9 protein-coding genes are annotated in these 12,326 nt (G+C 66.4%); 7 read left to right on the forward strand and 2 right to left on the reverse strand.

The window, feature by feature from the left end; all coding sequences use genetic code 11:
* Nucleotides 1-121: 121 nt before the first annotated feature.
* Entirely contained in the window at nt 122-2,761 is a 2,640-nt protein-coding gene (valS, locus tag HLA91_RS06090) for a valine--tRNA ligase (RefSeq protein ID WP_170273970.1), read from the reverse strand.
* A gap of 75 nt (nt 2,762-2,836) precedes the next feature.
* Between valS and HLA91_RS06095 the strand changes: the two genes are divergently transcribed.
* The 7 genes from HLA91_RS06095 to ndk all read left to right on the forward strand — a co-directional run bounded on the left by HLA91_RS06095 (nt 2,837) and on the right by ndk (nt 11,549).
* Nucleotides 2,837-3,913 carry an acyltransferase gene (locus HLA91_RS06095; protein WP_338076737.1) on the forward strand — a complete coding sequence of 359 codons (1,077 nt, stop codon included), beginning with the start codon at nt 2,837-2,839 and terminating at the stop codon, nt 3,911-3,913.
* Nucleotides 3,914-4,091: 178 nt separating this feature from the next.
* The gene (locus tag HLA91_RS06100; RefSeq protein WP_165883097.1) at nt 4,092-4,844 is read left to right on the forward strand and encodes an SDR family oxidoreductase; all 753 of its coding nucleotides are present in this window, start codon (nt 4,092-4,094) and stop codon (nt 4,842-4,844) included.
* Between the two features lie 115 nt (nt 4,845-4,959).
* Nucleotides 4,960-5,421: a hypothetical protein gene (locus HLA91_RS06105; protein ID WP_170273971.1), complete on the forward strand. Its 462-nt coding sequence runs from the start codon at nt 4,960-4,962 to the stop codon at nt 5,419-5,421.
* A 315-nt stretch (nt 5,422-5,736) separates the two neighbouring features.
* Nucleotides 5,737-9,006 (forward strand): isoleucine--tRNA ligase, encoded by a 3,270-nt coding sequence (gene ileS / locus HLA91_RS06110; protein WP_170273972.1) that lies wholly within the window; start codon nt 5,737-5,739, stop codon nt 9,004-9,006.
* Nucleotides 9,003-10,574 (forward strand): bifunctional folylpolyglutamate synthase/dihydrofolate synthase, encoded by a 1,572-nt coding sequence (locus HLA91_RS06115; protein WP_170273973.1) that lies wholly within the window; start codon nt 9,003-9,005, stop codon nt 10,572-10,574. The genes ileS and HLA91_RS06115 overlap by 4 nt, the downstream gene beginning before the upstream one ends.
* Complete coding sequence (locus tag HLA91_RS06120; RefSeq protein WP_259835425.1) at nt 10,571-11,011, forward strand: DUF4233 domain-containing protein; 441 nt, start codon at nt 10,571-10,573, stop codon at nt 11,009-11,011. The genes HLA91_RS06115 and HLA91_RS06120 overlap by 4 nt, the downstream gene beginning before the upstream one ends.
* A 100-nt stretch (nt 11,012-11,111) precedes the next feature.
* Complete coding sequence (ndk, locus tag HLA91_RS06125; RefSeq protein ID WP_170273974.1) at nt 11,112-11,549, forward strand: nucleoside-diphosphate kinase; 438 nt, start codon at nt 11,112-11,114, stop codon at nt 11,547-11,549.
* 75 nt (nt 11,550-11,624) lie between these two features.
* Here ndk and HLA91_RS06130 read toward each other — a convergent pair whose 3' ends face one another.
* Nucleotides 11,625-12,296, reverse strand: a complete 672-nt coding sequence (locus HLA91_RS06130) for a vitamin K epoxide reductase family protein (protein WP_259835427.1) — start codon at nt 12,294-12,296, stop codon at nt 11,625-11,627.
* Nucleotides 12,297-12,326 lie beyond the last annotated feature (30 nt).

The raw sequence follows: 12,326 nt of genomic DNA on the forward strand, positions 1-12,326 counted from the left end.
GCGCCGGGCCGGTGCCCGACTGGGGGATATGTAGCTGGGGGCGTGCAGATCGACTGCACGCCCCCAGCTTAAGCCCACATCAGGCTCAGCGAGCCGCTTCAGTGTGGCTGTTCGGCAACACTCACTCGGCGGTCTCGAACTCGACGTCGGCGACCGTGATGTCGTCACCGCCGGCCGACAGTGTCCACGCCTGCACGCGGCCGGCGGCCATGATGTCACTCTCAGCACCCTGTGCGGCGGCGAGCACTGCCTCGGGAACGGTCACGGTCACCGAGGTGATCGGGGTCTTCTGTGAGACCTTTGCCTCGGTCTTCGCGCGGCGCAGCTCGCCGAGCACATCGCCGACGTGCCCGAGAGCCTGAGTGTCGGCGTCGAATACCGGCAGGTCGTCCGCCTGTGGCCAGACAGCTCGGTGAACGGAACCGGACCGCCACCACGACCACACCTCTTCGGTCACGAACGGCATGAACGGGGCGAAGAGACGCAGCAGCACATCGAGGGCGGTCGCCAGAGTCGCGTGCGCCGAGAACTGGCCGGCTTCGCCGACCGAACCGTAGGAGCGGTCCTTGGCCAGTTCGACGTAGTCGTCGGTGAAAGCCCAGAAGAACGACTCGGCGGTGCGCAGCGCATGAGCGTAGTCGTACTCGGCCATGAAAGCCGAGCACTCGGCTGCGGTCTCGCGCAGCGCCGCCAGCACAGCCTGGTCGAGGCTTTCGGTGATGAGGTCGGTGCGGCCGATGAGATCGGTGTGCACACCCTGGGCGAGTGCGAACTTCGAGGCGTTGAGGATCTTCATCGCCAGGCGCCGGCCGATCTGCATCTGCGTGACCTCATAGGCGGTGTCGGCACCGAGCCGGGCCGAACCGGCCCAGTAGCGCACGGCATCCGGTCCGAAGCCGGGCTTGGACTCCTCGAGGATGTCGCTGGGCACGACGACATTGCCCTTGGACTTCGACATCTTCTTGCGGTCCGGATCGAGGATCCAGCCTGAGAGCGCAGCCCGGGTCCACGGCACATTGTCATTGAGCGAATTGGCGCGCACGACGGTCGAGAACAGCCAGGTGCGGATGATGTCATGGCCCTGCGGGCGCAGGTCGAACGGTGCCGTCTGGGACCACAGCTTCTCGTCCCGCGACCAGCCGCCGGCGATCTGCGGGGTCAGCGACGAGGTCGCCCACGTGTCGAGCACATCCGGCTCACCGGTGAAGCCACCGGGCTGATCGCGCTGCCCGGCGGTGAACCCGTCGGGCACATCGGCCTGCGGATCGACCGGCAGCGAGGCGTCATCGGGCACGATCGGGTTGTCGTAATCGGGCTCGCCGGCCTCATCAAGGCGATACCACAGCGGGATCGCGACACCGAAGTAGCGCTGGCGGGAGATGAGCCAATCGCCGTTGAGTCCCTCCACCCAGTTCTCGTAGCGCGAGCGCATGAACGAGGGGTACCAGTCGAGTTCGCGGCCGCGGGCGATGAGCTTGTCGCGCAGGCTGTCGTCGGTGCCGCCGTTGCGGATGTACCACTGCCGGGACGTCACGACCTCCAGCGGCTTGTCGCCCTTCTCGTAGAACGGCACTGGGTGCGTGATCGCCTCCGGCTCAGCGAGCAGATCGCCGGACTCAGCGAGCATCTCGGCGATCGTCTTGCGTGCGGTGAACGTCGTCTTCCCGGCCAGCTGCTCATAGTTGGCCACCGCCTCGGGAGCGGGGGAGGAGGCGATCCATTCCGGGACCTCGCGCTGCAGACGGCCATCGCGGGTGATGACCGCGCGGGTGGGCAGCTGAAGCTCACGCCACCACGTGACGTCGGTGAGGTCACCGAAGGTACACACCATGGCGATGCCGGTGCCCTTCTCCGGCTTGGCCAGCTGGTGGGCACGCACGTCGACGGCCACGCCGAACAGCGGGGAGACGACCTGGGTGCCGAAGTAGTCCTGGTAGCGCTCATCATCCGGGTGAGCGACGAGTGCCGCCACCGCCGGGATGAGCTCCGGACGCGAGGTGACGATCACGATCGGCTCAACCGACGTGTCAGCCGTGCCGTCAGCAGCAGCCGGGTAGAACGCGACCCTGTGGTATGCGCCTTCGCGCTCCCGGTCCTCCAGCTCAGCCTGCGCCACAGCGGTGCCGAAGGTGACGTCCCACATCGTCGGGGCTTCCTGCGAGTACACATGACCGCCGGCGAGGTCCTTGAGGAACGCCCGTTGAGACACAGCGCGGCAGTCGGCGTCGATGGTGCGGTAGGAGTGATTCCAGTCGACCGAGAGGCCCACCGAGCGGAACAGCGCTTCGAATACCTCACCATCGGAGCTGGCGAGCTTCTCGCACAGTTCGATGAAGTTCCGGCGCGAGACCGGTACGAAGTCCCGTGGGTTCCTCGCCGGCTTGGCGGGCGGCGTGAAGCCTGGGTCGTACGGCAGAGTCGGCTCGCAGCGCACCCCGTAGTAGTTCTGGGTGCGGCGCTCAGTCGGCAGGCCGTTGTCGTCCCAGCCGAGGGGGTAGAAGACGTTCTTGCCCATCATCCGCTGATAGCGGGCGATGATGTCGGTCTGGGTGTAGGAGAAGACGTGCCCCACATGCAGCGATCCCGACGCCGTCGGCGGGGGAGTGTCGATCGAGTAGACCTCCTGGCGGGAGGTCTCAGGGTCGAAGGCGTAGGTCTGCTGCTCGGACCAGCGGGAGTCCCACTTGTCCTTCAGGCCTTCGAGAGCGGGTCTGTCCGGGAGGTGCACCGAGTCATGTGTGCGTGAGGCAGGTTGAGTCATACCGGTGATTATCCCCGCACCGCGCAGCCGAACTCAAACCACCGGCGACCAGCGGCTTCATGTCAGGATAGGAGTGTGAGCCCCCTGCCGCCGACCCCGCGCTACGCCGAGAACGCAACGTCGACTGCCTGGATGAACCCGGCCCGCTCTCTGGCGATCCTCTTCGTCGTGGCCATCCACAGTGTCAGCGCCACCGTCGAGACCGATCTGAGCTCCCACGGCGACGCCACATGGTGGTCTGCCAACCTCATCGACGCGACCGCCCGCTGGTCAGTGCCGGTGTTCCTCATGATCTCCGGCGCGCTCGCCCTCGACCCCGATCGCGGCGTGCGGCCACGCGAATTCCTCATCAAACGCTTCTACCGCATCGGCATCCCGCTGGTGGTGTGGACATTCGTCTACATCCTCTTCCGTCTCTTCTACGAAGGTCGCATCCACACCACCTGGAGCCCGATCGCCGCGATCCTCACCGGCTCCCCGTATGTGCAGCTGTACTTCCTCTACGTGCTCGCCGGACTGATCCTGCTCACCCCGTTCATGCGGCTTCTGTCGCTGCACGGAACGAAGCGCCTGCAGTGGGGCACTGCCGGGATTCTGCTGGCGATCGGGATGGCCGATCACGTCATCTCGACGTTCTTCGACGTCGGCGAGCCCAACGCCGCCACTCGGTTCCTGCCGCTCATGGGCTACTATGTGCTGGGCTTCGTGCTGCGCGACTGGATCCTCACCCGCAAACAGACGATCCTGGCGTGGCTCGTCTTCTTCGCCTCATACAGTGCGATCCTGGCATGGTCTGCGATCGGGCCGGGGGACAGGCCATGGCGGTTCGCCTACGAATACGTCTCCCCGTTCGTGGTGCCGATGTCGCTGGCCGCCTATGTGCTGCTGCACACTCACATGCGCACCGGCTGGCGGTTCCTCACCAGGATCTACCCGTACTCATTCGGCGTCTTCCTCCTCCACCCGCTCATCCTGTTCCCCATGCGGCAGGTCATCGGCCACCCCAACACGGTCGGCTCTGTGCTGTTCCACGGACTCGTCCTGCCGATCATCTACACGCTTGTCTGCACGGCCATCACCTGGCTGCTGCTCAAGATCCCGTTCGTACGCGGAGCCTTCGGCGCCGGCAAACCGTTCCGCACCCGCGGCTGAGACACCGGGGGAGACCAGCCATGCTCGTGCTCGTCTTCAGCCCGCCGACTGTCGGGACGACGGCAGGCCGGCGCGCGGTCGTTACCGGCAGCGGGAGGACGCTCGCCACCTTGTGCAGGGCCAGGCCTGCGGCAAGGATGGAGACGACACCACATCCGGCTCATAAGGAGATGCTACGATGACGACCCTGCGCGCAGTAGTGACCGGAGCCAGCTCCGGGATCGGAGCAGCCACCGTCCGCCGCCTGACCGCCAGCGGCTGGCACGTCACCGCAGTCGCCCGCCGAACCGAGAAGCTCGCCGTGCTCGCCGACGAGACCGGGTGTACTGTCATCACCGCCGACCTCACCAGTGATGACGACGTCGCAGCGATGGCTGAGCAGGTCATCGCTGCAGGCCCTGTCCACGCTCTCATCGCCAACGCGGGCGCTGCCTACGGTCATGCAGAGATCGCCGACGCCGCGGTGACCGACTGGCAGAAGACCATGGACATCAACGCGTTCGGACTGCTGCGCAGCATCAACGCCCTGCTGCCTGCTCTGACCGCCTCGGGGCGCGGAGACGTGCTCATCATGGGCTCGACCGCCGGACTCGTCACCTATGAGGCAGCCGGTGCCTACACCGCCTCAAAGCATGCGGTGCATGCCATCGCGCAGACCCTGCGACTCGAGCTGGCGGGCAGTCCGGTGCGCGTCATGGAGATCGCCCCGGGCATGGTCAGGACTGAGGAATTCAATCGTAAGCGCTTCGGTTCACAGGAAGCCGCCGACAAGATCTACGAGGGCGTCGAGAATCCCCTGACGGCTGAGGACATTGCCGACGCGGTGGACTGGATGCTCAGCCGCCCGCATCACGTCAACGTCGACCTCATGGTCGTCCGGCCGCTTGCCCAGGCCGCCCAGCACAAGGTGGCCCGCCACCAGGGGCTGTGACCGCCTGCGTCTACGACGAAAGTCGTAACGACACCGCGACTGCCCCGGCGTAGCCTGGACGCACCCGCCCTGTGCCGCGTCCTCTGGCGCCGGGCAAGGTGTGGAGAGGAACCTGATGTCGCACGCAGCCCTGGAGAGGCACCCCGGCACTACCCATGCCACCGGCGCGCGCTGGCGCGTGGCCGGTCGTGTCGCGTTCCTGCTGACGCTCTCGGGGCTGTTCCTCGCCGGCTGGTTCTCCTCGCTGCCGCCACTCAGCGTCCTCGACGCTAGTCTGCGCGTGCTCACCGTGGCACTCTTCGTGCTCGCGAGCGACCTCAGCCCCCGCATGCAGCCGGGACGCGCTCGCGCCTTCCTCTATGCTGCAGCGCTCATCTTCGCCGCAGGCGAGTTCGCCTGGCACATCTACCTCTCCGCCGCAACTGAACTCAGCATGTCCTTCGCCTGGGGGTACACGGGCGTGCTTCTCATTATGCTGCTGGCCTCGGCCGTCCGGCTCATCCGCGACCGCCGCGCACACAGCTCCGCAACTGCTGACCAGACAGCTGAGACCGCCGCCTCGCACCTCCCAGACTGAGCTGAACAACTGGGCTGACCACCCCACCAGGACGGTTCGGATTCCGCATGCATCTGCGCTAAGATGTTTCCTGCGATGATCCGGCCATCACCGGGGAGCATCCGGAAGAACAGGCACCACTCCAGACAACTGGAACCGGTGCCCCACTAGACCCGGACGGGTAGGCCCGTCACAGCCTGGAAATGAGCGATCGGAGAGCTCCCACGCCCACCCGGGTCACGCCTCGGCGGCGGGAAGAACTCCGATAAGCGAGGTGGTACCGCGGCGGAAGCGTCGTCCTCGTCACCGGACCGCCGACCGCACCCAAGGACGCTCATGACCGATCAGATCTATCCCAAGCAGAAGACCTCCGCTGCAGGCCTGACCGCATCGCCGTCGTTCCCTGCCATCGAAGACGACGTGCTGCGCTTCTGGAACGCCGACAACACCTTCCAGGCGAGCATCGACCAGCGTGAGGCCGGTTCCGAGGGCCAGAACGAATTCGTCTTCTACGACGGCCCGCCGTTTGCCAACGGCCTGCCGCACTACGGCCACCTGCTCACCGGCTACGTCAAGGACGTCGTCCCGCGCTACCAGACGATGCGCGGCAAGCGCGTCGAACGCCGCTTCGGCTGGGACACCCACGGACTGCCCGCCGAACTCGAAGCCGAACGCCAGCTCGGCATCACCGACAAGTCCGAGATCGGCGACATGGGCATCGCCCGCTTCAACGAAGTGTGCCGCTCCTCGGTGCTGACGTACACGAAGGAGTGGGAGGAGTACGTCACCCGTCAGGGCCGCTGGGTAGACTTCGACAACGACTACAAGACGCTGAACGTCGAGTACATGGAATCGGTCATCTGGGCGTTCAAGCAGCTGTGGGACAAGGGCTACGTCTACGAGGGCTACCGCGTCCTGCCGTACTGTTGGAAGGACCAGACGCCGCTGTCGAACCACGAGCTGCGCATGGACGAGGAAGTCTACAAGTCCCGCCAGGACCCCGCGGTGACGATCGGTTACAAACTCGCCGACTCCGATGAGTACGTCGTCATCTGGACCACCACCCCGTGGACCGTGCCGAGCAACCAGGCGGTGGCCGTCCACCCGGACGTCCAGTATGTCGCGGTGCGTCCCGGGCCCGAGGCGCCGGCTGAGCACCTGCGCGGCATCACCCTCATCATGGCCAAGGACCGGGTGGCCGCCTACGCGCGCGAGCTCGGCGAGGACCCCGAGGTGGTGCGCGAGATGACCGGCACCGATCTGCTCGGCCTGCGCTACGAACCGCCCTTCGGGTACTTCGAGGGCCGGCAGGAGGAGTTCGGCGAGGCGATGCACTCGATCCTCGCCGCCGACTTCGTCACCACCGATGACGGCACCGGCATCGTCCACCAGTCACCGGCCTTCGGTGAGGAGGACAAGGTGCTCACCGATGCCGCCGGGATCCACGCCGTTCGTCCCGTCGACGACGCCGGCTGCTTCGAAGCCCCGGTCACCGACTACGCCGGCCAGCAGGTCTTCGAGGCGAACAAGGCGATCATCCGCGACCTGCGCGACCACACCGGCCCGCTGGCCGGACGTTCGGCGCTGCTTGTGCGGCATGAGACCTACGAGCACTCCTACCCACACTGCTGGCGCTGCCGCACCCCGCTCATCTACCGGGCGGTGTCCTCGTGGTTCGTCAAGGTCACCGACTTCAAGGACCGGATGGTCGAGCTCAATGAGCAGATCAACTGGGTGCCGGAGAACGTCAAGCACGGCCAGTTCGGCAAGTGGCTGGAGAACGCCCGCGACTGGTCGATCTCTCGCAACCGGTTCTGGGGGTCGCCGATCCCGGTGTGGGTCTCGGACAACCCCGAATACCCGCGCACCGACGTCTACGGGTCGCTGGCCGAACTCGAAGCCGACTTCGGCCGGCTGCCGCTCAACGACAAGGGCGAACCGGACCTGCACCGGCCATGGATCGACGACCTCACCCGCCCGAATCCGGATGATCCGACCGGCCAGTCGACGATGCGCCGCGTGCCCGATGTCCTCGATGTGTGGTTCGACTCCGGTTCGATGAGCTATGCCCAGGTCCACTACCCGTTCGAGAACGCCGACTGGTTCGAACACCACTTCCCAGGCGACTTCATCGTCGAGTACATCGGCCAGACCCGCGGCTGGTTCTACACCCTCCACATCCTTGCCACCGCAGTGTTCGACCGCCCGGCCTTCCGCAACTGCATCAGCCACGGCATCGTGCTCGGCTCCGATGGGCAGAAGATGTCCAAAAGCCTGCGCAACTACCCGGACGTCAACGAGGTCTTCGACCGCGACGGCTCCGATGCGATGCGCTGGTTCCTGATGTCGAGCCCGATCCTGCGCGGCGGCAACCTCGTCGTCACCGAGCAGGGGATCCGCGACGGCGTGCGCCAGGTGATCCTGCCGCTGTGGAATGCTTGGCACTTCTTCGCCACCTACTCCAACAACGCCGACGGAGATGCCGGCACCCGCGGCTATGCCGCGCAGCCGCGTCACGAGTCCACCCGCGTGCTCGACCGCTACCTCATCGCCAAGACCCACGACCTCATCGTCGACTTCCAGCAGGCGATGGACGACTACGACGTGTGGGCGGCCTGCGAACTGGTCCGCGAGCACCTCGACATGTTCACCAACTGGTACATCCGCCGCTCGCGGCGGCGCTTCTGGGAGGGCACCGCCGAAGTGCGGGAGTCCTTCGACGTCTTCTACACCTGCTTCGAGGCGTTCCTGCGTGTGGCGGCCCCGCTGCTGCCCTTCACCGCAGAGGAGATCTTCCGCGGGCTCACCGGTGAGCGCTCCGTCCATCTGGCTGACTACCCCGACGCTGAGGCTTTCACCGCCGATGCCGATCTCGTCACCGCGATGGATCGCACCCGTCAGGTCTGCTCGACCGGCTCCTCGCTGCGCAAGGCCAACAACCTGCGCGTGCGCCTGCCGCTGGCCTCCCTGACGGTGGCCACCGATGAGGAGCTCGGCGCCGACTTCCGGTCGATCATTGCCGATGAGCTCAACGTCCGGGACGTCACCGTCATGGGCGTCGACCAGGCCGCTGCCGCCGGCTTCACCCTCGAACAGAAGCTCACCGTCAACGCCCGCGTCGCCGGCCCGCGCCTGGGCAGGAACGTGCAGGCGGCGATCAAGGGCTCGAAGGCCGGCGACTGGTCAGTCGCCGATGATGGCACCGTCACTGCCGGCGGGATCGAGCTCGAGGAAGGCGAATACACCCTCGACGAAGTCGCCGACGCCGGGGCAACGAGCGCTGCCCTGGCAGCGATGGATCGCGGCTTCGTCGCCCTTGACATCGAGGTCACCGACGAGCTGCGCGCCGAAGGCGTCGCTCGTGATGCGATCCGAGCGATCCAGAACGTGCGCAAGCAGCTCGACCTCGACGTCGCCGACCGGATCACGGTGCTGCTCTCGGCCCCCGAGCAGGTCCGTGCGGCCGTCGACTCCCACCGCGACATGGTTGCCGGTGAGGTGCTCGCCGTCGAATTCGGCACCACGAGCGAGCGGCTCAGCGGTGAGGAGGTCTTCACCGCCGGCGAACTCGCCTCCGATGCGGCCGTCCAGGTGAAGCGCGCATGAGCGAACACGACCCCGTCCACGGCACTGACGCTGCAGACATTGGGCCCGATGGCACCGAGGTGCCGCAGCTGCCGGATTTCGAGGACAGCCCGCTCGTCCCACTCGTCCCCGACGACCCGGACGCAGCCGAGGTCGATGCGCTCGTCGCCGCCTCCCAGGGCGACGATGAGCCCGAGGCCGCTGTGCCCGCTGAGGCACGCGGCACCTCGGCGCTGGCCCGCGTGTACTCCGCGCTGCTCTCCCGGCAGGGGGAGACACAGGTCGAGCGCCGACTCGATGCGACCGAACGAGCCTGCCGACTGCTCGGCGACGTGCACAAAAGCGCTCCGGTCGTCATGCTCACCGGCACCAACGGCAAGTCCTCGACGGCGCGGATGGTCGATGCGATCCTCTCAGCGGCCGGGCTGCGGGTCGGGCGCTTCACGAGCCCGCACCTGCACCGGGTCACCGAACGCATCGCCGTCGACGGTGAGGAGGTCAGCGAACGCGTCTTCGTCGATGCCTATGACGCTGCCGCTCCGATCCTGGAGATGGTCGACGCGGAGCTCGTCGCCGCCGACCGTCCGAAGCTCACCTTCTTCGAAGCGCTGACGGTGCTCGCCTTTGCGATCTTCGCTGAGGCGCCCGTCGACGTCATGGTCATCGAGGTCGGGATGGGCGGCGAATGGGACTCCACCAACGTCGCCGATGCCGCCGTGTGCGGTTTCGCGCCGATCGGCTATGACCACCAGGCCTACCTCGGTGACACGCTCGCCGAGATCGCCGCGACGAAGGCGGGAATCCTCAACCGCTCGATCGACCCGACTCCGTCCCCAGACCCGGTGGCAGTCATCGCAGAGCAGACTGCGGAGGCCGCCGAGGCGCTGGCAGTCCAGACAGCTGCACGGGGTGCGCCTGCGCTGTGGGCGGGGCAGAACTTCGGGTTGCGCGGGCGCGAACGCGCCGTCGACGGCCAGCTCATCGACGTGCAGGGACTCTACTCCGGATACCCGGACCTGTTCCTGCCGCTGCACGGGGAGCACCAGGCGCACAACGCCGCCTTGGCGATCGCCATGTGCGAGGCGTTCCTCGCCGATGCCGACAAGCCGCTGAACAGCGAGATCGTCGCCGAGGGAATGTCCCAGGTGACCTCGCCGGGACGCGCGGAGATCCTGCGCACCGAACCGACGATCCTCGTCGACGGGGCACACAATCCCGCCGCAGCCGAGGTGCTCGCTGACACGATCGACGAGGCGTTCGACTTCGAATTCGTCGTCGCTGTCGTCGCGATGTTCGCCGACAAGGACCCGCACGGAGTCCTCGAATACGTCCACCGGTTCGCCGACCGCATCGTCGTCTCCGAAGCGCTCTCTCCGCGAGCCCTCGAACACGGCGAACTCGCAGCAGCTGCCGCTGAGTGGTTCGACCCGGAGGACGTCACCGACACCCCCGAACTCAACGCTGCTCTCATGGCCGCGATCGACCTGGTCAACAGCCAGGACAGCCGGCACGCCGGGATCGTCGTGACCGGTTCGATGCTGACCGTCGCCGAGGCCCGCACACTGCTGGGCAAGGGAGGCATCCAGTGACCGCCGAGCATCCGAACGCCGCAGGACGGGACAACCCGGGACCCAAGCCCGACGGGCCGCTGAAGTCGAAGCTGCCGGTGCTGTGCGGTTCGATCCTCATCTCAGAGATCTGCGTCGTCTACTTCGCCGGTCTCACCGGCATCGGGCTGAAACCGGTCAGCCTGCCGCTGCTCATCGCCGGCGTCGCAGTCATCACCGTTGTGCTGCTGGCCGCAGCGATCCTGCTGCCCCGCCGGATCGGCCAGAAGCGCCCTGGCATCCTGCTCGGGTGGATCGGTCAGGTGCTCATCGTCGCGTGCGGATTCGTGCTGCCGGCAATGTTCTTCATCGGTCTCGTCTTCACCGCCCTCTACGCGGCCGCCGTGTACTGGGGCAAGCGCATCGACCGCGAGGTCGTCGAGTACTTCAGCACCGGCGGGGGAGAAGCCACCACCTGATACCCGCGGTGTGAGCTGATTCTCACCGGCCGGGTGCGCCCGGTGGTGATGCAATAGACTGGCACCGCATTGCCCTGCTCGGCGCACGGAACGTCGACTGATGACGAAGGAGAACCTGGTGACCGAACGCACGCTCGTGCTCGTCAAGCCAGATGGTGTGCAGCGCGGCCTCATCGGCCAGATCATCGCACGCATCGAAGCCAAGGGATACAGCATCGAGAAGCTCGAGCTCGTCCACGCAACCGCGGAGCAGCTCGCCGCCCACTACGAAGAACACGAGGGCAAGCCGTTCTACCAGCCTCTCGTGGACTTCATGTCCGAAGGACCGCTCGTCGCACTCGTGGCCTCCGGCCACGGCGTCATCCCCGGATTCCGGTCACTGGCCGGAACCACCGACCCGACGACCGCTGCACCGGGCACCATCCGCGGCGACTTCGCCCGCGACTGGGGCGTCAACGTGCAGAAGAACCTCGTCCACGGTTCCGACTCCGAGGAATCAGCTGCACGCGAGATCGCCATCTGGTTCCCAGAGGACTGAGACAGACAGCTTCGCAGACAGATTCGGGGTGGGACGCGCACAGCGCATCCCGCCCCGACGTCGTTGCCGAGTGCTTCAGAGCAGCCCGGAGAAGAACGTCCAGAACTTCACGATGATGAGCCCGTAGACGATGCACATCCACAGCACGCCGATGAGCAGCGCATGCTGGGCGAACACACGGGCATAAGGACTGGCCGTCACGCCGGCGCCGAAGAAACCGCGCAGCGCCGCATACCCGGTCACGACGCAGAACATCGGAATCGTCACCGTCCACACCACGATGCACCACGGGCAACCGACACCGATGGCGAAGATCGAGGTGTAGAAGAGGTACATGCACAGCAGCGCACCCGCCCCGAGACCGGCAGCCAGGCCCGTCCACAGCCAGCCGGGGAGTTCGACCCGGGCAAGGACGAGCACTCCAAACATGAGCGGCACGACGAAGGCCACGATGCCGAGGAACTGATTGGGAAATCCCAGCAGCTGTGCCTGCGGGTACTCCATGACCGACCCGCATGAGAAGAACGGGTTGAGATCGCACGACAGTGTGATGCCGGGATTCTCCAGCTTGCGCAGCTTGTCGATCGAGAGCAGGAACGACATCCACAGACCGATGACCGATCCGATGATGAGGAAGATCCCGAAGGGCAGCCGGCGCAGGAACCATGCATCGGCAGCCAGTCCGGCTGCAGGGGATGAAGCAGGGGAGGACGCCGCAGGACGTGTCTGGGCAGGAGGAGTATTCACCCCAACAGCATGCCGTGTCGGTTCGGTCCG

This window comes from Brevibacterium luteolum, assembly GCF_013004595.1.
Lineage (GTDB): Bacteria > Actinomycetota > Actinomycetes > Actinomycetales > Brevibacteriaceae > Brevibacterium > Brevibacterium luteolum.